Raw genomic sequence first — 25971 nt, 5'->3', positions numbered from 1 at the left:
CTCGGTGTACTTTTTCTGTGCCTATACCATTCTAAAAGTGCTGTGTTTCCTCGTTCGTTCATGAACATCTTAGATATGCATCCTATGATGCGAAGTGCTACTTAAGTGGTCTCAATACGCTATAACAATAAGGTATCGAATGCGGTAGTCTGACCCACTTAATTAACATTTTTATAACTTCTAGATGAACGTAGCGCAATAGTGCTAGTAAGATAAGTATTTTCTTGAAGAAATTTGAATTCTAGGAACGTACAAAATCTGTTCATCGAAGATGAACAGCTTAATTTAAAACCGCAGTGAGTATTGTATGGCTTTGTAAGGCTATGTAAGGGCTCTTATAAAGTGACAGTCAATTGCTTTGCTTAATTAACCGAATGGTGAAAGGTATAATCTTTATGCTCTAATGATACACATGAGTCTCGAAATAGTGATTTAACGTACCATAAATATAATATAGTTTAAGCTATGAGCCTCCGGGTAATAATATATTTATACGCTACTTTAAGTTAATTTCTGGGCAGCTATATAACTAGTCAAGCTATAAATATATTCTTTGAAAATTGGTAGATGCAATTTCTGATCTGTCACTTACTTTAACCCTTCAATGCGCACTTATTGACATGAATGGTCCTGTTTATAATGGATATTTTGTAATACTAACCCACAATTTGATATTTATTTTATCGATGAGTTTTTGGTCTTGTTTTTGTCTGGTCAATGTTTAGTATACTGGTAGCAAAAGTTTAAGTTCAGGTACGAACGAAGATGAAGAATATCGTTGCATTGCTTATATCAACGTTGTTGATAGGTTGTGTGAGCACAGAAGCAGAGATTGAGAAGCAAGAAAGAATGAACGAAGTACATGTTTACTATGGAGGAGCTACAGCTGCTGTAGAAACCTCTGGGTATAAGAAAGGGGTCACTTATCCTTTAATAGGATACGTTAAAAAGAAAGTAGATGATGAGTATAACGATAATGACATTATGGACAAGTTATCGACTCTAGACGGCTGGAGCAACCCGTACCTAGATAAAGTGGCTAAGATGAAACCATATGACCAGTTGACTGAACAGTGGCAGTTGGATGTGCATAGAAAGGTAATGAAAGAAGGCTATTTGATTAATGTATATACAGGTGGCTACGAGGTTCATGTTTACCATGGTACTGCAACAGCAAACACTGACATGCCAAGATATGAAAAGAATCTTACTTATTCGCTGATTCTGTATGTCAGGGAGTCTATTGGGACGGAATTCAATGATGAAAAAGCGATGAATATGCTATCGAAACTTGAAGGCTGGAGTTACCCCAAAATTATCAATAAAGAAAAGATTGAGTCTTTATATGATCTCAATGAACCACATCACATTGAAGATTATGAGGAAAGTATAAGGGAAGGCTACCTCGTTATCATTTATGACGATGTTATATAGCATCGTGTAAGCTGAGTTTAATTTGCGAATCAATAAATGAAATTCGTCCAAATAGCAGCTTTAAGTAAAAGAGCGAGAGAATCATTTTACATATTTTCTGGCTCTTTAATAGGGACTTAAGCCTTGGAGGCATATTGAAAAAAATCACCTTTTCCTTTTCTCTTTTATTGGGAGCTCTGTCGACTTCATCCTATGCAAACGTTGGAAATGGTAACTCTGAATACGAGCAAGCATGGCTAAAATGTAAGGGTTATGAAGAACCTAGAGTACTTAGGTACGATGATGGACGAGTAGAAACATATTGTACTCCAAAACCATATCGTGATTCATCGGAAGACGTTACTAATATTTTCGAAAAAGCTTACTTTAAATGTGAAGAGGGAGATAGGCCGGTATGCCTTTCTAGTGCCCGTTACTATTTTGACCAAGAGACTACCCTAGTTGAACTTCATATGGATCTAGGACCTCTATTAGATAGTCAAACTACACAAACACCAGACTTCGATAGAACATCTGCGGCAATACGCATCTCCCAAGATACCATGAAGATAATTTTGTTGACGCTTAATCCAAATCTAGGCAGGAAATTTCAGATGGAAACAGACTACAAGGAAACGATTGCATTTTTGAACTCCCCTTATAGTTTGGATACTGTATCAATTGGTCTAGTAGCACATGATGGAAGTTCGCGATATGTAGGCTATGCGAAGACGGATGAACATTCAGGGTTTCTAGCCTACAAGGTTGAATCAAATTCATTTGCAACCCCTGCACAGCTACTTTTCTATCATTGTGATTTTAGCGTTGAGTGTAAGACTACTGTGACCCTTGAATAAAATTAACCACTTATTTAACTAATTAACGCGTATACAGTTACTAGCTCTTGTGGGCTATCTGGTAGTTCAAGCTTAAAAAAGTTCACTCTAAAGCCTTTCCAAGCATTGTTTAGATAAATTTCTCTGCCTGCTGCCAACGCATTAAACGCTTACACTCTGGAAGAATCGTCTTTCCTCTGTACATCTCTTACTTCCCTTAACTTTTCGAGCCATATCGCCATAATGGTGAAAATAGTTATGTAATTGCACTACTATGCAGCAAATGTCACTCAGCTCATCACCCTAATTTGGTGGGTTTGAATTTTAATTATTTAAAAATCAATTAATTAATTGCCATCTGGTGTGGGCTTTAAGCTTGGCACTGTTCTTGGATTTCTCTTCTTAGATACCGAAAGGTTGAATAACCATTCATTATAAGGAGATATCCAACATGAACATGATGTTCAAACTTAAGCTTGCTGCATTAGGTACTTCACTGGCACTTGCTGCGGGGGCTGCTCAGGCGGAAGAGACGATTAAAGTCGGCGTTCTGCACTCCCTTTCTGGCACCATGGCAATCAGCGAAACCACTTTGAAAGACACTGTTTTGATGCTGGTTGAGGAGCAGAACAAAAAGGGCGGCCTGCTAGGCAAGAAGCTTGAAGCTGTGGTGGTCGACCCAGCTTCCAACTGGCCTTTGTTTGCTGAAAAAGCACGTGAGCTGATCGAAAAAGAGAAAGTGGACGTTGTGTTTGGTGGCTGGACCTCGGTATCGCGAAAATCCATGCTGCCTGTTTTTGAAGAACTCAACAGCATTCTTTTCTACCCTGTTCAGTATGAAGGCGAAGAGTCTTCGAAAAACGTTTTCTATACGGGCGCTGCGCCAAACCAACAGGCGATCCCAGCAGTGGATTATCTGATGGAAGAGCTGGAAGTTGAGCGCTGGGTGCTGGCGGGTACCGATTACGTTTACCCTCGCACCACCAACAAGATTTTGGAATCCTACCTTAAGAGTAAAGGTGTCAGTGAACAGGATATCATGATCAACTACACGCCATTTGGTCATTCTGACTGGCAGTCGATTGTCTCGGATATTAAGAAGTTCGGTGCTGAAGGTAAGAAAACTGCCGTTGTCTCTACCATCAATGGTGACGCAAACGTACCTTTCTACAAAGAGTTAGGGGCGCAAGGGGTTTCATCTGAAGATATCCCTGTGGTGGCTTTCTCTGTGGGTGAAGAAGAGCTGTCTGGTATGGATACTGCGCCATTGGTTGGTCACTTGGCGGCGTGGAACTACTTCATGAGTGTCGATACTGATAACAATGCCGAGTTTGTTGAAGCTTGGCAGAAGTTTATAGCCAGCGAAAAACGTGTGGCCAACGATCCTATGGAAGCGCACTACATTGGTTTCAATATGTGGGCGCAAGCGGTGACGAACGCTGGCACCACGGACTCGGAAGCCGTGCAGGATGCCTTGATTGGGGTGTCTGTGCCTAACTTATCTGGCGGCTACTCAACCATGCTGCCAAACCATCACATCACCAAACCCGTTCTGATTGGTGAAATTCAGGATGACGGTCAGTTCGACGTGGTGTGGGAAACTACAGGGCTGGTCGCAGGGGATGCTTGGTCACAATACTTACCGGAATCCGCCAAGCTTTATTCCAGCTGGTCTAAGCCGTTTTCTTGCGGCGCATTTAATGTTGAAACCAATAAATGTGCAGGTAGCACAAATTAGATGTCTCCCTTCAGCGCCAAGGAGGGCAACCTCTACGGCGCTGCTTTTTCTTTTCTGCCATATGTCTTGTAAGGATACAATTCATGACAAGCTTAGTTCGGGTGCTCAAAAAGTTGGTGGTCTGTTTAGCCTTGGTGTGGCTGCCCTTTATCTCTCAGGCGGCGTTCGCGTATAACGGGCCAGCAATAAACCCATCGGAATTTTCAAAGATTCTGACTGGTAAAAGCACCGCCAAAAAACAGCAGGCCATCTATTGGCTGGTGCGCACTCAGCCCGCTAATGTCGCTCATCCCATTCTTTCTGCCTGGCTCAATGGTCAGCTCTACCATCTTAAGGCGCCGGGCGAGTCCCGCGATCAGGCGCTGTATATCACATCGTCTTCGGCTGCTGGCTCTGAGGCAATGAATGTCTGGAGTGATGAAACTTATGTGATTGAAAATAAACGTCAGTTTAAAAAAGTGCGAGTGAACAACAAGTTGCGCGGAATACTGCGCCTTGAAATAGCTTCGCTTGATTTAAGCCACCCAGATCCCTCGGTACGCGTTAGTGCCGTGAATGCCTTAATGGCGAAGATGAATCAGGACACGGTCGCACTGCTTAAGCTGCAACTTAAGGCTGAAAGCGATGAATCAGTGATTGCAGCCTTGCATCTGGCGTTGGCGGTGGATAGCGCTTTGAATGCGGATACCAAGGCACGCATTGCGGCGATTGAGATTCTATCGGATTACCAGCAACCCATAGTGCTAAAAAGGCTTAACAAGGTGTTAAGCCGTGAAAAGGATCAGGCTGTAATTGCTGCTGCGCAAAGAGCGCTGGATGACTATCAGCAAAGCCAGCGCTTTTACTCAGGCGTAGAAACCTTGTTTTTCGGTTTGAGTCTTGGCTCTGTGCTGGTTTTAGCTGGGATTGGTCTGGCGATCACTTTCGGTGTGATGGGGGTGATCAACATGGCGCATGGTGAGCTGATCATGCTTGGTGCATACACCACTTACGTTATGCAGCAGTTATTGCCTCAACAAACTGGGCTGGCGCTGATTCTATCTATTCCAATGGCGTTTCTGGTCTCGGGGTTAGTCGGTATTGTCATTGAACGTTCGGTGATACGTAACCTCTATGGCCGACCGCTTGAAACCTTGTTAGCTACTTTTGGTATCAGTTTGATTCTGCAGCAAGCGGTTCGCTCGGTGTTTTCTCCACTTAACCGCTCTGTTAGTACGCCAGAATGGATGTCTGGTGCGCTGGAAATCAACCCAATGCTGTCCCTGACATTTAATCGCCTCTACATCATTCTGTTCTGCGCCATGGTGTTCATTGGCTTGGTCATGGTGTTGAAGAAGACGCCACTAGGTTTACAAGTGCGTGCAGTATCGCAGAACCGTTCGATGGCAAGAGCAATGGGCATTCGTTCGGAGCGCGTTGACGCCATGACCTTTGGTCTAGGCGCTGGTGTGGCAGGCGTTGCAGGTGTCGCGCTTTCACAGTTGACCAACGTCGGTCCGAATATGGGGCAAGCATACATCATCGACTCATTTATGGTGGTGGTGTTTGGTGGTGTCGGTAACTTATGGGGCACGCTGGTCGCAGGCCTGAGCCTTGGCCTGTTCAACAAACTCTTAGAACCATGGGCAGGTGCGGTACTGGCGAAAATTCTGGTGCTGGTGTTCATCATCTTATTCATTCAAAAGCGCCCTCGCGGATTATTCCCGCAGCGCGGTCGAGCAGCAGAGGGGTAACCAGACTATGAATCACGTACTTAAAAATGGTCTGTCACGATCGTTTCTTCTCTCTTCTCTGGCTGGAGACAAAGGTGGGCAACTGACGCTGCTGGCGATTCTGGCTGCGGTAGTGTTGATACCACTGGCGAATGTGCTGCTTCCAGCTGGGCACCCTCTGCATGTGGAAACCTTTACCATTTCACTGCTAGGTAAGTATCTCAGCTACGCCATGTTGGCATTGGCGGTAGATTTGGTTTGGGGTTACCTCGGGATCCTCAGCTTAGGCCACGGCGCTTTCTTTGCGCTGGGCGGTTATGCGATGGGCATGTATCTGATGCGTCAGATCGGCGATCGCGGCGTGTACGCCAATCCTGAACTACCGGATTTCATGGTGTTCCTTAACTGGCAGGAGTTGCCATGGTTCTGGTATGGCTTTGATCAATTCTGGTTTGCCAGCCTGATGGTGGTGTTGGTTCCGGGCGTGCTGGCTTATGTGTTTGGTTATCTGGCGTTTCGTTCACGGGTGTCTGGTGTGTATTTGTCGATCATCACTCAGGCACTGACTTACGCTCTGATGCTGGCTTTCTTCCGCAATGAAATGGGCTTTGGCGGCAATAATGGCCTAACGGACTTTAAAGATATCCTTGGCTTTAGCTTGCAACAGGACTCAACTCGCATCGCGTTGTTTATCGCAACAGGTGTTGCGCTGATTTTCAGTTACCTGCTGTGCCGTTCGATTGTCGCCAGTCGTCTTGGCCGTGTTGCGCTGGCGATCCGTGATACCGAGTCTCGCACCCGATTTATGGGCTACGACGTTGATGGCATCAAGCTGTGGGTGTTTGTGCTTTCAGCTGTGATTGCGGGTATTGCTGGGGCTTTATACGTTCCTCAGGTCGGTATTATTAACCCCGGTGAATTTGCGCCACTCAACTCTATCGAAGTCGTGGTGTGGGTTGCGTTGGGAGGCCGAGCCACACTGTTTGGTGCGATTGTTGGAGCGCTGCTGATCAACTACGCCAAAAGCTGGTTTACGGTTGAATTTCCTGAAGTCTGGTTATTCGCGCTGGGTGGCTTGTTTGTGCTTTCAACCATGTATTTCCCGAAAGGCTTGATGGGTTTTATCAGCGACAAAGCCGCTTTCTTTACATCGTCCAACAAAAAGGCCAGTCAGCAGACTGACAAGGAGGCGCTGGTATGAATGCGTATACTCAACCGGGGCAGATCAGTGAATCAATGCGTGCTCTGACTCGCCGCGATCAAGTTTTTCCTTTTCTAAAGCCCGACAATCACCCCTTGATTGATACTCGCCACAACATCCTGCTCTACGTCGAAGGGGTTAATAAAAGCTTTGATGGTTTTCAGGCAATCAATGATCTGAATTTGTACATTCGTGAAGATGAGTTGCGCTGCATTATCGGCCCGAACGGGGCAGGCAAGACCACCATGATGGACATTATCACCGGTAAAACCAAACCCGACTCAGGCTCTGTCTGGCTGGGATCGAATATCAATTTGTTAAAGATGAACGAAGCACAAATTGCTAACGCAGGGATTGGTCGTAAGTTCCAAAAACCGACTGTCATAGAGTGCCTCAACGTATGGCAAAACCTTGAGCTGGCGATGTCCGGTGTGCGCTCAGTCTGGGGAACCTACACCGCCAACCTGACTGGTGAGCAAAGGGATAAGATTGAGTCGGTACTGAGTCTTATCCACCTTAAAGACAGTGCGAAATCGCTGGCTGGAAACCTTTCTCATGGGCAAAAGCAGTGGCTGGAAATCGGTATGCTGCTCATGCAAAACCCTAAGTTGCTATTGATTGATGAACCTGTCGCTGGAATGACTCATCAAGAAATGGATCGCACATCTGAACTGCTTAACTCTCTGGCAGGGAAGCATTCCGTCGTTGTGGTCGAGCACGATATGGACTTTGTCCGTTCCATCGCCAGCCATGTCACTGTGCTCCACCAGGGGCATGTGCTGGCCGAAGGAACCATGGATGAAGTACAGGCACATCAACAAGTGAAACAGGTTTATTTAGGGGAATAGAATGCTGACGATATCTGGACTGAATCAGTTCTATGGCGAAAGTCACACGCTATGGGATCTGAATATGACTATCCCTGAGGGAAAATGCACCGTGTTGATGGGCCGAAATGGGGTCGGAAAAACGACTTTATTGCAGTGCATCATGGGCTTGGTGGCGAGCAAGAGTGGTGATATCACTTTGGAAGGTAATTCATTACTCAATGTGGATGCGGAAATGCGTTCAAGGCTTGGAATCGGCTATGTCCCTCAGGGCAGGCAAATATTCCCTATGCTGACGGTTGAGGAGAATCTTCAGGTTGGTTTGCCCATTAGAGACAAAGGTGATAGGCAGATTCCCGAGTTTATTTATGAGTTGTTTCCGGTTCTTAAGGAGATGCGTCATCGACGAGGTGGTGACTTATCAGGAGGCCAGCAACAGCAGCTTGCGATTGGTCGTGCTTTGGTCATCAACCCGCGACTTTTGATCCTCGATGAGCCGACGGAAGGGATACAGCCCAATATTGTGCAGGAAATTGGCGACATTATACGCATGCTTAACGAAAAGCTCGGCCTGACGGTGTTGCTGGTTGAGCAGAAGCTGCCTTTTGCACGCAAAGTAGGTGACCAATTCTGCATTCTAGACCGAGGACGAAATGTTGCTCAGGGTGAAATGGGCCAACTCAATGACACACTGATAAAGGAGTATCTGACAGTATGATGTGTGATCCTGCGGTGGCGTTCGCCATCGAAAACAACAATCAGCGACTGGATAAGCTGATTCAATCTGACACCGAATCTGGCTGGAAAGCAGAACTCAAACTGCTGTTTACGGATCGTGGTGACAAAACCGTGATTCGCGACCGCCAGCAACAAGGACCTTTGGCGATTCAGCGTCCGCTTTACCCTGAAGGTAAGGCTTGCCACACCTATCTGTTGCATCCTCCCGGTGGCGTCGTGGGCGGTGACACGTTACGTATTGATACACAGGTTGCGCAAGGGGCACACGCTTTAATGACGACGCCGGGGGCAACGAAGTTTTATCGCTCCGAACAGCGCTACGCGCACCAGCAACAAGTCCTGACTGTCGAAAGTGGTGGGTTACTCGAATGGCTGCCACAGGAGAACATTTTTTTCCCCGATGCGCACGCGCGTTTAGACACTCAGATCCACTTAGAAAAGGATGCACAATTTGTGGGCTGGGAGATGCACTGTTTTGGACGTCCTGCACTAAATGAGGGATTTTCCTCAGGGCATTTGGTCGGAAAAACAGAGATTTATCGCCAAGGCAAAAAAATTCTGACCGAGGGGTTAAATATTCGAGGTGGTGATAAGTATATGAAACAAAAAGGCCTTCTCGGATTTCCTATGTCGGGAACGCTTTACATTTCCTCACAGGATGACGATTTTTTCCATTTGGTACAGAGCTTGCTCTCTAACATACAAAGCCAAGTGGGCACAGACAAAATCATCATCGCTGCGACACAGTTAGAAGAGCTGGTGGTGATTCGAGCATTGGGTCACTGGAGTGAAGTGATCCTCAACAGTTTTCAGCTCGTGTGGCAGCAGGCACGTCAGCAATGGACAGGCACTCTCCCACATCCGCCGAGGATTTGGGCGACATAAGGAAAAACATGGAATTATCACCTCGAGAAAAAGATAAGTTACTGATATTTTGCGCCGGCATGCTGGCGCAAAGTCGCAAAGAAAAAGGTCTCAAACTTAATTACCCCGAATCTGTTGCCTACATCAGCAGCGCCATTCTCGAAGGTGCTCGTGAAGGCAAAAGCGTGTCTGAACTGATGGATTTTGGTCGCACCCTACTTACGGTAGAAGACGTAATGGAAGGAGTGGCCTCAATGATTCCGGATGTGCAGGTAGAAGCGACATTCCCTGACGGCACTAAGCTGGTCACGGTCCACGAGCCGATTGTCTAAGGGGGATATATGGCAGGAACAACCATTCATTTATCCGGCTTTGTGCCCGGTCAGATTGAAACCGCAGCGGGCGAAATTGAGCTCAATGTCGGACGTAAAACCATTCAGGTGAGCGTTGAGAACATTGGCGACCGTCCGGTGCAGATCGGCTCCCACTATCATTTCTACGAAGTCAATGACGCCTTGGTGTTCGATCGAACGCCTTGTCGTGGCTATCGACTCAATATCCCAGCAGGTACTGCAACGCGTTTTGAACCTGGGCAATCTCGCAGCGTCGAACTCGTCGAATACGCAGGCAGCCAGCACGTATACGGCTTTCAGGGCAAAGTCATGGGCAAACTGGATTAGTGATCGCCTGAGCAACGAAAAAGCAAACACAAGGATAGGTAATGGCAAGCATTTCCCGACAGGCGTATGCCGAAATGTTTGGGCCAACAGTGGGCGACCGCATGCGTCTCGCGGACACTGAGTTATGGCTTGAAGTAGAAAAGGATTTCACCGTATACGGCGATGAGGTCAAATTCGGTGGTGGTAAAGTGATTCGCGATGGCATGGGCCAGAGTCAGAGACCCAGCGCCGAAACACCCGATTTAGTGATCACCAATGCTGTCATTCTTGATTATTGGGGGATTGTGAAAGCGGATGTCGCGATTAAAAACGGTCGAATTCAAGCGATAGGCAAAGCGGGCAACCCAGATGTTCAGCCAGAAGTGACCATTGTGATTGGTCCCGGGACGGAAGTGCTGGCAGGAGAGGGCTCGATTTTGACCGCAGGCGGTATCGACTCTCACATCCATTTCATCTGCCCGCAACAGATAGAAGAAGCGCTAGCGTCTGGTGTGACGACGATGATCGGTGGCGGCACTGGCCCCAATACCGGAACCAATGCGACGACCTGTACTCCGGGGCCGTGGAACATGCATCGTATGCTTGAGTCTCTTGACGAGTTTCCGATGAACTTTGGCTTGCTCGGCAAAGGGAATGCCAGCCAACCAGAAGCCCTGCGTGAACAAATCGCGGCAGGTGCAGTGGGGCTTAAACTGCATGAAGATTGGGGTACAACACCCGCATCAATTGATACTTGTCTGACGGTCGCCGATGAAATGGACGTGCAGGTTGCGATCCATACCGATACGCTTAACGAGTCTGGTTTTGTTGAGTCGACGCTGGGTGCGATTGGTGATCGTGTTATCCATACCTATCACACCGAAGGTGCCGGTGGTGGCCATGCACCTGACATTATCCGCGCTGCGGGTGAGTCGAACGTCTTGCCGTCATCAACCAACCCGACACGTCCGTACACCATTAATACAGTGGATGAACACCTAGATATGCTGATGGTGTGTCATCACCTATCTCCTTCTATTGCCGAAGATGTCGCGTTTGCGGAATCTCGCATTCGCCGCGAGACCATCGCCGCTGAAGACATACTTCATGATCTTGGTGCTTTCTCTATGATTGCGTCGGACTCTCAAGCAATGGGCCGAGTTGGTGAAGTGATCACCCGTACATGGCAAACGGCGCACAAGATGAAAGTCCAGCGTGGCAGTCTGGCTGAGGATTCGTCCTACAGCGATAACTTCCGTCTTCGTCGTTATATCGCTAAATACACGATCAATCCGGCGATTACTCACGGAATGGCCCATGAAATTGGTTCGGTCGAAGTGGGTAAGCTGGCAGATTTGGTTCTGTGGAAGCCTGCTTTCTTTGGTGTCAAACCAAGCGTGATTCTCAAAGGTGGCATGATCGCCATGGCGCCAATGGGGGACCCGAATGCGTCAATCCCAACCCCTCAACCGGTTCACTACCGCAGTATGTTTGGCAGTTACGGCAAAGCGAGCCAGAACACGTCCATGCTGTTTGTTTCTCAGGAGGCGCAACGTGCCGGCATTGCTCAGCAGCTTGGGCTTGGCAGTCAGATTGGTGTCGTCAGCCATTGCCGCGATATCAGCAAAGCCGACATGAAACTCAATGACTGGCAGCCAAAGATCGAAGTCGATTCCCAAACTTATCAGGTTCGTGCTGATGGTGAGCTGTTGGTTTGTGAGCCTGCCGACGTGCTACCTATGGCACAACGATATTTTTTGTTTTAACACCATCAATGAGGGAGCGAGATGATTGAGCTAACCGAAATCAATACTGAAATCACAATACAACCCAACGCATTTCTCAGCCTGCCGATTGACAGTCGAATTAAAAGCCGTCTTAAGGTCGAACTGGATGATGGTCGGGAAGCGGGACTGTTTCTACCTCGCGGGCATATTTTACGCGGTGGCGAGCAGCTAAAGAGCCAGTGCGGCATGGTGGTTGAAGTCAAAGCCGCGCCTGAGAAGGTATCGACAGTGTATTGCAGTGATCTGCACCTGCTGACTCGTGTCGCCTATCACCTCGGTAATCGCCATGTACCACTGCAAGTCGAGTTTGGCTGGGTGCGCTATCAGCACGACCATGTTCTGGATGAGATGGTGGAAGGGCTTGGTGCAAAAGTCACAACGGAAAAGGCGCCGTTTGAACCAGAAAGCGGTGCTTATGGTGGCCGTTCGGGTGGGCACCATCACCACCATTAATCACCAGTAAAACGGATTACTTACTACAAAAACGACAAGGAAGTTATTATGAAAAAAACAATTACGTCAGTGCTGCCGCTGCTTCTGATTTCAACACCTGTTCTGGCTCATCCGGGGCACGATAGTCATTCTTTTTCTTCAGGCCTGACGCACCCTGTTACAGGTTTTGATCACCTTATTATGCTCGTTGCGTTCGGTATTTTGATTGCTTGTCTGCGTACGTCGGTTAAGCGCCAAATAGGTCTTGTAGCAGCGGCGTTAATGTCTTTGGTGGCAGGACTAGCAGTAGGACAGGTGATGGGAGGTTTTTCTGCCACGGAGCTTGCCATTGGCGCTTCTCTGTTTGTGGTCAGTGGCGCTATCTGGCAAGCCTTTCACGCTTCTGAGAATGTGATGCGATTGGCTGTCACCTTATGTATTGGGCTGATTTTTTTCCATGGCTACGCTCATGGTGTGGAAGCGCAAGGTGTGGTGTCTGCTTTTGCTGCCGGTATGGTGGCCAGCGCAAGTGCATTGATTCTTTTAGGCATGCAGTGTGGCCGAGCGATGTTCAGCCCTTGGTTAGCTGCAGGGGTTGCCGGTGTCAGTGCATTGGTCTTGATCTAATTGAATGATATGGAGCCAACGAAAACGCAATCCGATTTAGCGCTATACCGACTTTTTCAGCTCATCAGCCCTTCCTTACCTATTGGCGGTTTTACCTACTCGCAAGGTCTGGAGTGGGCCGTAGAAGCGGGGTGGGTCGACGGACGACACGCTATGGAGGATTGGCTAGCGAACATGTTGCTGAACAGCGTGGCGACATTGGAGCTGCCCTTAATCGAGCAGTATATGCAGGCACTTCGAGACGATGACATGGAGAAAATACGTCATTGCAGCGAGCTACTTTACTCTAGTCGGGAAACCCGTGAGTTAAGAGCTGAAGAGCGTCAGCGAGGTCTGGCACTGAAAACACTGCTCAAGCAATTGGATATTGAGCATGTCTGCTTTCTCGATGAAGAGTTGGGAATGAATCAGCTATTAGGGCTGTGTGTTGCGGCGCAGCACTGGAACATTGAACCGTTGGCCTTGAAGCAAGGTTACCTGTGGAGCTGGGCTGAAAATCTGGTCATGGCAGGCGTGAAACTAGTACCCTTGGGGCAAACTGACGGACAGTGTGTTTTGATTCACCTGAGCGAGTTGTTTCCTCAAGCGCTGTTGCAAGCCGAGCAGACAGAAGATTGGATGATAGGCAGCTTTACACCTTCGGTATCTATCGCAAGCAGCCTTCACGAAACGCAATACACGCGGCTGTTTCGCTCATAACGGAATTTAATCAGAGGTTTTAATATGGAAAGTTACAAACAACCACTGCGAGTGGGTATCGGTGGCCCTGTGGGTTCGGGTAAAACGGCGCTATTGGAAGTGCTATGTAAAGCGATTCGCGACAAGCTTAATATCGCCGTGGTTACCAACGATATCTACACACAGGAAGACGCTAAGATTCTAACCCGCGCGGAAGCACTCGAACCGGATCGAATTATTGGTGTTGAGACCGGAGGCTGTCCGCATACAGCAATTAGGGAAGATGCTTCCATGAACCTGGCAGCGGTAGAGGAGCTGGCAAAGCGACATAAGAATCTCGATGTCGTGTTTGTCGAAAGTGGTGGTGACAACCTTAGCGCGACGTTTAGCCCTGAATTGGCGGACTTAACTATCTACGTGATTGATGTCGCCGAAGGCGAGAAAATTCCACGTAAAGGCGGCCCAGGTATTACGCGTTCGGATTTATTGGTGATTAATAAAATCGACCTCGCACCTTATGTCGGTGCTTCATTGGAAGTGATGGAGCAAGATACGCAACGCATGCGCCCAACCAAGCCTTATGTATTCACTAACCTCAAAGAGAGCCATGGTCTGAATACCATCATCGACTTTATCGTGACACAAGGCATGCTCACTCCTCGCAACTAATCAGTTCAGTTCTTCCCCCAAGAACGTACTGCTCCTGCCGGGCACCTTAGGGTGCCCATTTTTATCGTTAAGACTTTCTACCTGAGGCACGTTTTTAATTCAACAAACTCGTGTTGTTGCATAGCGTCTGATAATGTCGCTTAACTTGAGCACGTATTGAGAGGTAGGAAATGGATGTAAAGTTGTTTGCTGCAAGTGGCTCAAATAGCTCGCAGCGAGTGGAGTGGGCGCTGAACTACAAGCAGGTCTCTTATCAGCGACATGAAGTTACGTCGGCAGATCTCACCAGCAGCTACCTATCCATTAATCCATTTGGTTATGTGCCGTGTCTGACTGTCGATGGTCACGCTTACTTTGAATCCATGGCCATTCTTGAGTACATCGAGGAAGCCTTTCCGGGTGACAGCTTACTTGGAGAAACCACGCGGGAGAGAGCGAGGGTCAGGTTTGTGTGCGAGTTCGTCAATTCAAGCATTCATTCCCCTCAGAACCGGACTGTTTTGAAATTCCTACGACCTGAACTGACAGAGGCAGAGAAACGGGCTTTGAGAGGAGAGTGGATCTCACGGTGTTTGGGAAAATTAAGTGAGCACCTTTTTCTGGATTCAGCTTATGCCATTGGCACTTGGTTTACTTTCGCTGACATCTTTGTTGCGTGTATCTACAAAAAGGCATTGCAGCATGGTTGCTCTGAGTCGCCTATGTATCAAAACCATCTGAACATGCTGCGTCAGAACAGCAGAATTGCCCGAGCCGAACCCGCCTGTTAATCCATGTTGAGAGGAAGATGATTTGATCGAACTGGTCACCAGTGTGTCGCTTTGGGAGTTAGTGAAGCACGCCGGAATCTGGGTGTCTAACCTGAAGCGCGCGAAGCAATCCCGAAAGCTGGAGTCAACCGCTGCGCTGCGTAAGGTAGTGGTGGCGAGTCGAAAAACGGCAATTTACATCAGAAAACAGAAGCAGAACCCTATTCGTGATATCGATGCGGAAGGAGAGCTGTCATTACTCTGGACAGAGCTGAGCTTCGAGTTGAAAGACCTTAAGTTGGATAAGTTGTCGGAGCGCTGTTTTATTAAAGGTAAACAATGGGAGAATCCAGAATTGGCGGATTTGCTCTTGTTAGACAAGAGTGACCACTCGTTGGAGAAGATAGAACGCATTGCGACACAATTGCTTGAAGAAATAGAAAAATAAGGAAACACATGGAGTTGATATTCAGATCGGCGACTGAGGATGATTTAGGCGCTCTCGTTGGTATGCTGGCTAACGATCCATTAGGTCAGCAGCGTGAAGATAAGACGCAATTCGATAAATACCAGACGGCTTTCGCTGAGATTAACCGAGACCCAAACAATGAACTGATCGTTGCCGTGTTTGAGCAACGGGTGGTTGGAATGCTACAACTGACATACATTCCGTACTTAACGCATCAGGGAAGCTGGCGTTGCTTGATTGAAGGGGTACGAGTGGATGAAAACTTTCGCGGTCAGGGACTAGGTGAGTGTTTGTTTCAGCATGCCATCGAACTTGCGAAGCAAAGAGATTGCTCCATGGTGCAATTGACCAGCGATAAACAAAGACCCGATGCGCTTCGTTTTTACGAAAAGCTGGGCTTTATACCCAGCCATGAAGGCTTCAAACTGAAGCTGTAATCGATTTACTTTTGAAGAATACTCAGATGCAGATATCTATTGTTCAAGCTGAGCAGAGTGATTTACCTCAGTTTTTTGCTTACCTCGAAAATCAACTTGCGGAAAATGGTGTCGATGGCACACCACTTTTTCAGCCACTATCACGTACAAACAGGGCCATTCCGACTCAAACACAGCAAAAGTTTATAGACGGGGTGAGCGTTGAGTTTTCTGACGTTGCATGGAGACAACTTTGGCTAGCGAAAGACGTACAGGGTAAGATTTGTGGCCACATTGACCTTCGACATCATATGGAAGATTATTGCTCTCATCGCGTTTGGCTAGGGATGGGCGTAGAGCTAGAGTGCCGGAAAATGGGATTAGGCAGTCGGCTAATCCAAACCGTGATCGAGTTTTGTCAACGCAATGAGCAGATCGTGTGGCTCGACTTAAATGTGTTATCAGTCAATCTTGCCGCTAAAAATCTTTATCTCAAACATGGATTTCGAATTGTTGGGGAAATGACAGATTATTATCGAGTTGATGATGAGTCTATTTCAGAACTCACAATGTCTATCAATACTGAGGCAGAGCTTTGCCATTAAGGCTTCAGAGCTTGTCACTTTTACACTGTAAACCAAGGTATGCAATGCAACCCAATATAGAAACAAACAGATTAGTCCTAAGGCCCTTTCGTCTATCAGACAGCGAGAGAGTGGCCCATTTAGCGGGAGAAAAGGTTATCGCGGAGATGACGGCGAATATACCTCACCCGTACGAATCGAATATGGCCGTGGAGTGGATCAAGACACATATTCATCATTTTACTGAGAAAACGGCGGTTGTTTTTGCCATCACAATTAAAGGTTGTGACGACATCATCGGCGCCGTCAGCCTTCCAACACTGAAAGAAGGTGTTGGCATTCTTGGTTATTGGCTAGGGACACCCTATTGGGGGAAAGGCATCGCGTTTGAAGCATCCCAAGCCTTAATTGAGTATGCCAAACAGCACCTGAATCTGGTCGAGATTGAAGTTCAGCATTTGGTGCACAACCAGCGTTCAAAATCAGTGATTGAAAAACTGGGGATTGAGTATCAGGAAGACCGGACGGTTGAGGTACACGGCGAAAAACGTGAGGTTTGTGTGTACCGTTCATTGGTATAGCTAAGTCATTGTATTAGGTTAGGGTACAACTAGATAAGGAGGGTTTCATGATTAGTCATATTGATCACATTGTCCTTACCGTTTCAGATATTAAAGCTTCGATTGAGTTTTATCGTCGTGTATTAAAAATGGAAGAGGTAACTTTTGCTGGTGGTCGTAAAGCATTGAGGTTCGGTAATCAGAAAATCAATCTTCAGCTCTTAGGCCAGGAACCCCGTAATCATGCTCAGGTCGGCTCAGGTGACCTGTGCTTAATCACACACTGGTCACTGGAAGATGTGATTACTCACTTACAGCAGCAAAACATTAGGATTGTTGAGGGACCAGTCGAAAAATCGGGTGCGACTGGAGCTATTAGCTCGGTCTATTTTCTCGACCCGGATAGTAACCTGATTGAAGTCAGTGTCTACCCATAAGTTACCGATCATATGAACTCCATAATTGACGTGTAAGTCTAGGCATAATCAGGCTCCTCATCGCTTCCTTCCTAATTCCACACTTTTTATAAGGTGGAGTGCTATAAACTCACTTTGCTGTGATGTTTGTCTCATTTTTATTTCAATTTGATAATTGATTAATCACTTACTACTTTTTTAGATAACTGCCGAAAATCAGAAGGGGCAAGTTTTGAAAAGATTAAAGGTAGTATTTTTGGTCCAAGTAATTGTGGCATTGACGCTGGTATTACTGGTCTCAGCATTTATTAAGTATCAGAATTTTAAAGATAATTTGCATCAAGAGCTGCTGGTTAACGTGCAAAACACCAGCCAGAGGATGTCGATCAGTTTGCCCAAAGCCGTTTGGGATTTTGATTTAGACACAGCCAAGGTTGCTATGGCTGCTGAACTCGATCTAGCTGAAATATCCGCGATTCAGTTAATTGACGCGCAGGAAAGTGAATTATTGTTCTTGACTCAGACTGGGGAAGGGGACGAGAAACAACTGGTTGATGTGACAAACAAAGACGCCTATCTAGCTGAAAATAGCATGAGCACAGAGCTGACGTTTGTCGATTATGGTGAAGAAAACAAGGTCGGTAAAGTAGTCGTTTATTTTGATACTCATGCGATGGATGCCAAGCTGGCAGACTCATTGCGGACGAATATCATTGAGTTAATCGTTCTCGACATCATCATTTCTATCGTCATTATCGTTGTGTTGTCGATTACTGTACTAAGGCCGATTTCTGAATTGACTGATGTTATAAAAGATTTAGCTTCAGGAGATGGTGATTTAACCAACAAACTTGCTCCGGCGAAATATCGAGAGTTCGACGAAATCACTAACGGCATCAATAGCTTTACCGAGTCGTTAAGAGTCATTGTTCAGGACGTAAATCAATCCTCTGAAGCTTTGGGTGAGAAAGCACAGGCGAATGGCGCAACAGCGCGAACCAATGCTGAGAAACTCGAATCCCAAAAGCAACAGCTCACCACAGTGGCAGCTGCCGCTACCGAGCTGAATCAATCGGTATCAACGGTGGCTGATACTGCCTCAGAAACGGCCGATCAGGCTCAAACCGCCACAGGTCTGGCATCGAGCGTTAATGATGCCATTGAAAGTTCTGCGAACGATATTATCAATATGCGTGAAGAGATGAACCATGTGAATGCAGAGATGCACATATTGATTGAAGAAGGCGAGAAAATCACCACTGTACTGAACGTGATTAATGATATTTCAGAGCAAACCAACCTACTGGCGCTCAATGCCGCTATTGAGGCTGCTCGAGCAGGTGAGCAAGGTAGAGGTTTCGCAGTCGTGGCCGATGAAGTGCGTAACCTTGCTGTGAAGACCAGCGAGTCGACAGAGCAGATTCAGAAAAATATCACCGCGCTCGGAGTAGCAACCAAATCCGTTGAAGATGAACTTACCCGTATTGCGACCCTGTTAGAGGCGACGGCATCGCGCGTCAGTGAATCTCAAGCTTCAGTCGGGGAGGTACAGTCTTTAATCACCATTATTTCAGACCGTAGTGGCCAAATTTCTCAGGCAACGGATGAGCAAAGGATGGCAGTTGAGGAAATCAGTCAAGCGATAGTAGAAGCATCGGAAGCAACCAACGAAGTGTCTTCAGGTGCGACACAAAATGCACAAAGGACACAAGAAGTGCTGGGCTTAAGCCAGAGTATCGCCAGTCATATGGCGAAATTCCGCACTTAGGTAATTCATAGAGGATATGTTATGAGAAATTTCGTACTACTGGCTTTCACGGCCCTATTTTCAATCACTGGTTATACTGCCACGATTACGGCTGCACAGGACCCTTGGGCCCCTTTTGTGCAAAAAGATAATGCCAATCCCGGGGTGTCAGTTGAAATTATTACTGAAGCTTTCAAATCTCAAGGTCATGACGTGGACTTTAAGATCATGCCTTGGACGCGCGCATTGAATGAAGTGAAAGGTGGCCGTGTCGATGTGTTAGTTGCTACATGGTTCACGAACGAAAGAACGTCTTATCTGAATTACAGCGAGCCCTATCTAGAGAACTCACTGAAATTTATTAAACGAAAAGGCGATGGGTTCGAATACAATGGAATGGATAGTTTATCTGGCAAAACCGTTGGTATCATTCGTAACTACGGCTATGGCGATGATTTTCTTGGTGCTTCTAACTTCAAAAAACCAGAAGCAAATGATTTAGTGGCGAATGCTAAAAAATTGATGGCGAAACGAATCGATCTTACGTTGGAAGACGAACTCGTCGCGAAGTCGACGTTGTCAGGTGCAGGTATGAATCTCGATGATTTTGAGTTTACCAGTAACGCCCTTTCTGTGAACCCGCTGCATGTTACATCAGGTTTGGCTAACCCAAACAATGCGGAGTACATAGATGCTTTCAATAAGGGGTTGGCTGAAATTAAGTCTAACGGTACGTTTGATAAGATTCTGGCGAAGTATGGGATTAAATAACGTTTAGCGAACAAAAAACCTCAGCAAAAGCTGAGGTTTTTTGTTTTAGTCGCCGAGAGGTTGCCTATCAAGGCCGCCACGATAAGAATCAAGCGCCAGTTTTAGGCGGCGCAGTTTGTCTCGTGAGCGGCGTTTATGATTGACAGCCAAAGCCATAGAAATCACATCAACCAGTGCCAGCATGGCGTAGCGTGATGCTGAAGGTTTGTAGATAAAGTCAGTTTCTTTGTGCTCGATAGGGAGCGTCAGATCGGCAATCTCGGACAGTGGCGAGTCAGCGGGTGTAATCGCAATGACTTTAACGCCATATTCTTTGGCCAGTTCTGCCGTTTCAATGATGGTTGGAGTGTAGCCTGTTGCTGAGAGCATCACCAATACATCGTTATTATCTGCGGTGGCGGCAATCATACGTGACAGCAGGCCGTCGTTATAAGCAACTACAGGATAGCCTAACCGGAATAGCCTGTGCTGCATCTCCTGCGACGCAATCGTAGATCCACCGCCCATACCAATGGTAATCACTTGGCGTGCGTTGTGCAGCCAGCCAACTGCGGTGTCGATATCCTGCTCATTGATTAGGTTGCGGTTGACGTCCAGTGATTGCTTGATCGACTCGTAAATACCCTGATAACCACTTTGATCCGGCGGCTCAAGAATAAAGCGTTGTCCGACGGTCAGAGTCTGAGCCAGCTTGATCTTCATATCACGAACGTTTTTGCAGCCCACGGCTTTGGCGAAGCGGGTGATGGTCGCTTCACTGACTTGTGCATTTTCTGCCAGTTCGGTGATGCTGGCATTGGCCGCGCTCTGGATATCATCCATGATCAGTTTGGCGACTTTCTTTTCAGCGTCACGAAGGGCGCTAAATCGTTCTGTAATTCGAGAAATAATATCGACTTCTAAGCTCAAAACGTCTTCCTGTTCAATGATGGCGGCGAGTCTGTTGGCCGCCATTTGATTTGTGCCACAGTATACCTGAAATAGGGTTAAAAGCGTGTGTTGACCCAATGTGTCACGTTGAACTCATCATCACACACCGCGATAGCACGCCATTTGTCGAACGTCAGACATGGGTGAGAAGTAGAAAAGGCAATCACGTCACCCACGTCCAGTTCACTGCTGGCATCGACTTCGATAAAGGCATGCTGATCCATGACCGCCGTCGTTACCGCGCCTGAAACCGAAATTGCTTGCCCGTCGCGATAGGCACGTTCAGGAATCGGTAAGCCAGCATCAAAAGCGACATCCCGTTTGCCAATGCCTGCAACCAGTTTGGTTGGCTCAGGTCGGGAAATAACATACGCCCACACTTCAAGCGCTGACTCGAGATCACCACCCAGCTCGCAGGCCATGCCTTGATTGGTTTGGGCGCGTTGCATGACTTTGTTTTGAGCATCGAGGTAGATACCGGTGTCGTGGATGACGTAGCAGCCTGGGCGAATCACGGCATCAAACTCTTTAAGGTGGGAAAAGCACTCGGATACCACGTCATACCAAGCGGAGCCTGCGCCAGTGACCAGAGGTTTACCATCGATTAGATGATCTTGTTGCAATTGCTTGGTGAGATGAAGGGTGTGGCCTAGAAAATCTCGAATGTCCTGCTCAGCATTGTCGCCGTGAATCACGCCTTCATAGACTTCAATACCACGCAGGGAAAGATGTGACTGTTGGTGAATCAACTGAGCGAGCTCGGCAACTTGCTGCTCACTGCGACAGCCACATCGGCCTCCTTCTACGCCAAATTCAATCAGCACATTGAGTTGTTGCTGATGCTCTGAAAAGAAGGCTTCTAGTGCCAGCACATTACGCGTGGAGTCCACACAGCAGTAGAAGTTGACATCGTTGTTTTGTAGCAAGCTAACGATCACGGCCATGTTGGCTTTACCCACCAATTGATTGGCCATGATGACGTTCTTCGTGCCCGCTGCAACGGCGATTTCTGCTTGAGCCGGTGTCGCCACGGTAATGCCCCAAGCACCATTATTGAGCTGCTGAGAGAAGAAATCCGGTGTCATGGTGGTCTTGCCATGTGGGCACAGTTTCACTCCGTGTTGCAACGCAAAGTTTTGCATCCAATCGAGATTGTTTTGCAGTGAAGAGGCTTTGATCACCGCTGCAGGTAAAGTGATCTCTTCGTTGATCAAACTGTGTAAACCGTCGTCATTGCAGGCGACGGGCTGGGCTTTTTCGCCGTAACCTGGCGTTACCGTTTCTTGTTTTTGATAGTTTTTATCACACTTTTGATTATCCGTTATCATGGGGAACTCACTTCTAACATGACTTAAGTTATTGATATTTAATGTTTGATGTTGTCAAGAATAAATTAAATGTTAGAAACTATCAAACAAATTGAGATTGTTTGTGTGTTTTGTCACTGATTCTAGTGTGTGAATTATTAATATGGAGGTTATGAAAACGACGGACGAAGAGAGTGAAAAGTTGTTCGATACCATTATCAAAAGTGTAGAAGTCTTTGACGGTACGGGCGCCAAGCCATTTATTGCCGATGTGGCTATTCGTCAGGATCGAATTGAACAAGTCGGTCAGCTCGATAGCACTACGGCTCACAGTGTCGTCGATGGTTCAGGTCTTGCTCTGGCTCCGGGGTTTATTGATGTCCATACCCATGATGATACCAATGTGATTCGCTACCCGGACTGCTTGCCAAAGATCAGCCAAGGTGTAACGACGGTGATCGTTGGCAATTGTGGTATTAGTGCCAGCCCGACCGTATTGGCGGGTGATCCACCTGACCCAATGAATTTGTTGGGTAAGCAAGAAGACTTTCAGTATCCGACTTTCGCCACTTATGCCAAGGCAGTGCAAGATGCTCACCCAGCGGTCAACGTTGCTGCCTTGATTGGCCATACGACATTACGTAACAACGTGATGGATGATTTGCAGCGCACCGCAACCGATAGCGAAATTGCTCAGATGCGTGCTGCGTTAGATCAGGCAATGGCAGAAGGTGCACTCGGTCTGAGCTCAGGTCTGGCATATGCCAGCGCCAAAGAATCTACTGCAGATGAAGTGATGAGATTGGCTCAGATTCTCGGTCAGCATGGCGGTATTTACACCACACATATGCGTACTGAGTTTGAAGAAATTCTCAGTGCGATGGAAGAAGCGTTCGAAACAGGTCAGTACGCTAAAGTGCCAGTGGTTATCTCTCACCTTAAGTGTGCCGGAGCTGGGAACTGGGGCCGTACTGTTGAGGTATTGGATTTGATGGACAAGGTATCTCAGCAGCAAGATGTGTCTTGCGACTGCTATCCGTATTCCGCCAGCTCTTCCACGCTGGATCTCAAACAGGTGACTGATGAGATCGATATTTTCATTACCTGGTCTGAAGCTAAGCCCGAGCATGCGGGAAAAATGCTGAAAGACATTGCTGACGAAATGGCGTTGCCGTTACTTGAAGCCGCTAAAGCGATTCAACCAGCCGGTGCGGTTTATCACTGCATGGATGAAGAAGATGTTAAGCGTGTCCTTAAGTACAAGCTGACTATGGTCGGTTCGGATGGTTTGCCAAATGATCCGCACCCGCACCCAAGGTTGTGGGGCACGTTCCCTAAAGTTCTTGGCCATTATTGCCGTGAAGAAGCTTTGTTTTCGCTAGCGGAAGCGATACACAAAATGACAGGCATGTCGGCACGCCGATATAACCTAAAAAATCGCGGGGAAATAAAACCAGGCGCATTTGCCGATTTGGTTTTATTTAACCCTGACACGATAAAAGATACCGCTACATTTGAAAATCCTATTTCAGTAGCAGAAGGAATTGAATCGGTATTTGTTAATGGTGAATTGTCTTATTTAAAAGGCGAAGTCACTGAAAATAGAAACGGCGTATTTATTTATAGAAATTAAATACCTGAAAACAAACTAAATATATAAATCAGAAGTAATAGATTTAAAACTGGAGAATATTATGTCAATTAAACGATATGGTGTAGAAGGCGGTGTCGGTACTGGTGGTCAACATCTACCATTTGCCCGTGCAACAGAAGCTGGCGGTTTCCTTTACGTTTCAGGCCAGACACCTATGGTTGATGGCGAAGTAGTTGAAGGTGGTATCGTTGACCAGTCACGTCTAGCGATTCAGAACTGTGTCGATATCATGGAAGAAGCGGGTTATGGCCTAGAAGACGTTGTACACGTGAAGGTCGTGCTGACAGACTCGCGTTACTTCCAGTCTTTTAACAAAGTATTTAAAGAGTTCTTCGGTGCAAATCCTCCAGCACGCATCTGTATGGTGTGTGATTTGGTGGTAGATGTGAAAGTCGAAGTAGATGTGACTTGTTATCGCGAAGACCGCCGATAAACGTCACAAAACTCTATTAAGAGTGCCGGGAAATATTTGTTCCCTGTTAATATACTCTCGGCACTCTCTCCCTACAAATATAATTCTAATTCGCAGTGCTAATAATTGCATTTAATATGCAAATAAAATAACAAGTTAATAATTGTATTTATTATTCTTAATTAAAAACTGCTGGAATTATATCACTCTGAAAGATGGACTTTGATATTGAGAGGTGTTCAATGAATAGCACACTTTTTCTTACCGGTTTCGGCGCATATGTCGTATTTCTGATTTGGTTAGGATGGTTTGTTTCCCGTAACCAAAAATCAGGTGAAGACTTTTTATTAGGCGGACGCGGCTTACCTCTGTTTTTAGTATTAGGTACTACTGTTGCCACTATGGTGGGTACTGGCTCAAGTATGGGCGCTGTTGGTTTTGGTTACGCTAACGGCTGGGCGGGTGCGCTCTATGGTATCGGTGGTGCGATTGGTATTTTGTTACTGGCACTCTGGTTTGCGCCAGTGCGTAAACTGAACTTTATGACCATGAGTGAAGAGCTGGCTTACTACGTGGGTGCAAATCGCATCGTCAAGAACGTTGTTGGTCTGCTGATCTTCATCGCTTCAATCGGCTGGCTTGGCGCTCACATCTTGGGTGGCGGTATGTATCTAGCGTGGATCGCGGATATTGACCTTAACACCGCTAAGATCATCATCGCTGCTGCCTTTACCATTTATGTTGTGATCGGTGGTTACACCGCTGTGGTATGGACTGACACCATTCAGGCAATCATTTTGTTTGTTGGCTTTATCCTGATGGCGGTGCTGTCTGTACAACACATTGGTGGTCTTGAGAACCTGTATTCAGCAATGGACCCTGCAGCGACCAGCTTCCTAGCGATTGAAAAGCTTGGCGTAGTGCCAGCGCTATCACTGGCTGTAGTAATTGGTGTCGGCGTATTGGCAACACCATCGTTCCGTCAGCGTATCTACTCAGGTAAAGATGTGCCGACTATCCGTCGTTCATTCGTCGGTTCAGGCATTCTGTACTTATTTTTCTCAATCATCCCAGCTGTGATTGGTATGGCCGCTCACGCGATTGACCCAACGCTGGATAATCCGAACTTCTCCTTCCCTTACGTGGCAGCAACTGTGCTTCCTGTTGGTGTTGGCCTGATTGTTCTGATTGCGGGTTTATCTGCGACCATGTCGAGTGCAAGTTCGGACGCGATTGCGGGTGTCTCTATCCTGCTGCGTGATGTCTATGTAATGTTCACGGGTCGGGTGCCAAACAAAGAGTCAATGCTGAACTACTCTCGTCTGGCATTGGTGATCGTAATTGGTTTCGCTCTGCTGTTTGCCCTGACCTCGAACGACATCATTGGCTACATCACTAAGATGATCTCTACCGTCATGTCGGGCATGTTTGTGTGCGGTATGTTGGGTCGCTTCTGGAAGCGTTACAACTGGCAGGGGGCACTAGCAACATTAATTGGTGCTTCGGTAGCGTCTTTCACTGTGATGCTAAGCGCTGACCTAACCGCTTACTGGGGTAACCCTGTGATCCCTTCTTGTGCAGTTGCATTGTTTGCTGGTGTGGTTGTTAGCCTGATGACACCAGCGAATAAGGTATCTCCAGAAATGGCACGTGCGATTCTTGATGACGAGCGCGCTCTGATGGAAATGGAACTGTCAGAAAACGGCGTACTACAAAACGACGAATCTCTACAAAACCGCAAAGCAGCGGAAAGTGCCTAGTCCTTTCTAAACGGC

28 protein-coding genes are annotated in these 25971 nt (G+C 47.0%); 26 read left to right on the top strand and 2 right to left on the bottom strand.

Going from position 1 to position 25971, the window contains the following annotated elements; genetic code table 11:
- Window positions 1-765 precede the first annotated feature (765 nt).
- From IX95_RS03465 to IX95_RS03355, 23 genes are all read left to right on the top strand, one after another.
- Window positions 766-1434, top strand: coding sequence for a hypothetical protein (locus IX95_RS03465; protein WP_038156875.1), 669 nt, complete (start codon window positions 766-768; stop codon window positions 1432-1434).
- A gap of 134 nt (window positions 1435-1568) precedes the next feature.
- Window positions 1569-2270, top strand: coding sequence for a hypothetical protein (locus IX95_RS03460; RefSeq protein ID WP_038156872.1), 702 nt, complete (start codon window positions 1569-1571; stop codon window positions 2268-2270).
- A gap of 430 nt (window positions 2271-2700) precedes the next feature.
- Window positions 2701-3987, top strand: a complete 1287-nt coding sequence (gene urtA, locus IX95_RS03455) for an urea ABC transporter substrate-binding protein (RefSeq protein WP_038156869.1) — start codon at window positions 2701-2703, stop codon at window positions 3985-3987.
- An 83-nt stretch (window positions 3988-4070) separates the two neighbouring features.
- Window positions 4071-5720, top strand: a complete 1650-nt coding sequence (urtB, locus tag IX95_RS03450; protein ID WP_038156867.1) for an urea ABC transporter permease subunit UrtB — start codon at window positions 4071-4073, stop codon at window positions 5718-5720.
- A 7-nt stretch (window positions 5721-5727) separates the two neighbouring features.
- Window positions 5728-6900, top strand: a complete 1173-nt coding sequence (gene urtC, locus IX95_RS03445) for an urea ABC transporter permease subunit UrtC (protein WP_038156864.1) — start codon at window positions 5728-5730, stop codon at window positions 6898-6900.
- Complete coding sequence (gene urtD / locus IX95_RS03440) at window positions 6897-7748, top strand: urea ABC transporter ATP-binding protein UrtD (RefSeq protein ID WP_038156862.1); 852 nt, start codon at window positions 6897-6899, stop codon at window positions 7746-7748. The genes urtC and urtD overlap by 4 nt, the downstream gene beginning before the upstream one ends.
- A gap of 1 nt (window position 7749) precedes the next feature.
- Window positions 7750-8445 carry an urea ABC transporter ATP-binding subunit UrtE gene (gene urtE / locus IX95_RS03435; RefSeq protein ID WP_006961914.1) on the top strand — a complete coding sequence of 232 codons (696 nt, stop codon included), beginning with the start codon at window positions 7750-7752 and terminating at the stop codon, window positions 8443-8445.
- Window positions 8442-9350: an urease accessory protein UreD gene (locus tag IX95_RS03430; protein WP_038156859.1), complete on the top strand. Its 909-nt coding sequence runs from the start codon at window positions 8442-8444 to the stop codon at window positions 9348-9350. The genes urtE and IX95_RS03430 overlap by 4 nt, the downstream gene beginning before the upstream one ends.
- An 8-nt stretch (window positions 9351-9358) precedes the next feature.
- Window positions 9359-9661 carry an urease subunit gamma gene (ureA, locus tag IX95_RS03425; protein WP_006961912.1) on the top strand — a complete coding sequence of 101 codons (303 nt, stop codon included), beginning with the start codon at window positions 9359-9361 and terminating at the stop codon, window positions 9659-9661.
- 9 nt (window positions 9662-9670) lie between these two features.
- Complete coding sequence (locus tag IX95_RS03420; protein ID WP_019277449.1) at window positions 9671-10009, top strand: urease subunit beta; 339 nt, start codon at window positions 9671-9673, stop codon at window positions 10007-10009.
- A gap of 41 nt (window positions 10010-10050) precedes the next feature.
- Complete coding sequence (ureC, locus tag IX95_RS03415; protein WP_038156856.1) at window positions 10051-11754, top strand: urease subunit alpha; 1704 nt, start codon at window positions 10051-10053, stop codon at window positions 11752-11754.
- Window positions 11755-11775: 21 nt separating this feature from the next.
- Window positions 11776-12228, top strand: coding sequence for an urease accessory protein UreE (gene ureE, locus IX95_RS03410; RefSeq protein ID WP_019277451.1), 453 nt, complete (start codon window positions 11776-11778; stop codon window positions 12226-12228).
- A 48-nt stretch (window positions 12229-12276) separates the two neighbouring features.
- Window positions 12277-12834, top strand: coding sequence for a HupE/UreJ family protein (locus tag IX95_RS03405; protein WP_038156855.1), 558 nt, complete (start codon window positions 12277-12279; stop codon window positions 12832-12834).
- A gap of 9 nt (window positions 12835-12843) precedes the next feature.
- Entirely contained in the window at window positions 12844-13533 is a 690-nt protein-coding gene (locus IX95_RS03400) for an urease accessory protein UreF (protein ID WP_038156853.1), read from the top strand.
- A gap of 24 nt (window positions 13534-13557) precedes the next feature.
- A complete protein-coding gene (gene ureG, locus IX95_RS03395) occupies window positions 13558-14181 on the top strand; it encodes an urease accessory protein UreG (protein ID WP_019277454.1) in 624 nt (207 codons plus the stop codon).
- 170 nt (window positions 14182-14351) lie between these two features.
- Complete coding sequence (locus tag IX95_RS03390; RefSeq protein ID WP_038156850.1) at window positions 14352-14951, top strand: glutathione S-transferase family protein; 600 nt, start codon at window positions 14352-14354, stop codon at window positions 14949-14951.
- Between the two features lie 22 nt (window positions 14952-14973).
- Window positions 14974-15378: a hypothetical protein gene (locus tag IX95_RS03385; RefSeq protein ID WP_038156847.1), complete on the top strand. Its 405-nt coding sequence runs from the start codon at window positions 14974-14976 to the stop codon at window positions 15376-15378.
- 8 nt (window positions 15379-15386) lie between these two features.
- Window positions 15387-15836 (top strand): GNAT family N-acetyltransferase, encoded by a 450-nt coding sequence (locus tag IX95_RS03380; protein ID WP_038156845.1) that lies wholly within the window; start codon window positions 15387-15389, stop codon window positions 15834-15836.
- 26 nt (window positions 15837-15862) lie between these two features.
- Window positions 15863-16420, top strand: a complete 558-nt coding sequence (locus IX95_RS03375) for a GNAT family N-acetyltransferase (RefSeq protein ID WP_152561997.1) — start codon at window positions 15863-15865, stop codon at window positions 16418-16420.
- A 44-nt stretch (window positions 16421-16464) separates the two neighbouring features.
- On the top strand, window positions 16465-16980 hold the full coding sequence (locus tag IX95_RS03370; protein WP_081885398.1) for a GNAT family N-acetyltransferase: 516 nt from the start codon (window positions 16465-16467) through the stop codon (window positions 16978-16980).
- 47 nt (window positions 16981-17027) lie between these two features.
- Window positions 17028-17396, top strand: coding sequence for a VOC family protein (locus IX95_RS03365; RefSeq protein WP_038156842.1), 369 nt, complete (start codon window positions 17028-17030; stop codon window positions 17394-17396).
- Window positions 17397-17607: 211 nt separating this feature from the next.
- The gene (locus tag IX95_RS03360) at window positions 17608-19143 is read left to right on the top strand and encodes a methyl-accepting chemotaxis protein (protein WP_038156840.1); all 1536 of its coding nucleotides are present in this window, start codon (window positions 17608-17610) and stop codon (window positions 19141-19143) included.
- A 21-nt stretch (window positions 19144-19164) separates the two neighbouring features.
- Complete coding sequence (locus IX95_RS03355; RefSeq protein ID WP_038156838.1) at window positions 19165-19893, top strand: transporter substrate-binding domain-containing protein; 729 nt, start codon at window positions 19165-19167, stop codon at window positions 19891-19893.
- Window positions 19894-19938: 45 nt separating this feature from the next.
- Here the strand turns inward: IX95_RS03355 and IX95_RS03350 are convergent, their stop codons facing one another.
- Window positions 19939-20802, bottom strand: a complete 864-nt coding sequence (locus IX95_RS03350; RefSeq protein ID WP_006961898.1) for a MurR/RpiR family transcriptional regulator — start codon at window positions 20800-20802, stop codon at window positions 19939-19941.
- 77 nt (window positions 20803-20879) lie between these two features.
- On the bottom strand, window positions 20880-22151 hold the full coding sequence (locus tag IX95_RS03345; protein WP_038156836.1) for an amino acid deaminase: 1272 nt from the start codon (window positions 22149-22151) through the stop codon (window positions 20880-20882).
- Window positions 22152-22302: 151 nt separating this feature from the next.
- Here IX95_RS03345 and IX95_RS03340 point away from each other — a divergent pair, with 151 nt between their 5' ends.
- From IX95_RS03340 to IX95_RS03330, 3 genes are all read left to right on the top strand, one after another.
- On the top strand, window positions 22303-23763 hold the full coding sequence (locus tag IX95_RS03340; RefSeq protein WP_038156833.1) for an N-acyl-D-amino-acid deacylase family protein: 1461 nt from the start codon (window positions 22303-22305) through the stop codon (window positions 23761-23763).
- 61 nt (window positions 23764-23824) lie between these two features.
- On the top strand, window positions 23825-24217 hold the full coding sequence (locus tag IX95_RS03335) for a RidA family protein (protein ID WP_006961895.1): 393 nt from the start codon (window positions 23825-23827) through the stop codon (window positions 24215-24217).
- Window positions 24218-24438: 221 nt separating this feature from the next.
- Window positions 24439-25956 (top strand): sodium:solute symporter family protein, encoded by a 1518-nt coding sequence (locus tag IX95_RS03330; RefSeq protein WP_019275236.1) that lies wholly within the window; start codon window positions 24439-24441, stop codon window positions 25954-25956.
- Window positions 25957-25971 lie beyond the last annotated feature (15 nt).

Origin of the sequence: Vibrio sp. B183, assembly GCF_000740665.1 — a bacterium.
Lineage (GTDB): Bacteria > Pseudomonadota > Gammaproteobacteria > Enterobacterales > Vibrionaceae > Vibrio > Vibrio coralliilyticus.
This window is presented reverse-complemented; position numbering and strand designations above follow the sequence as displayed.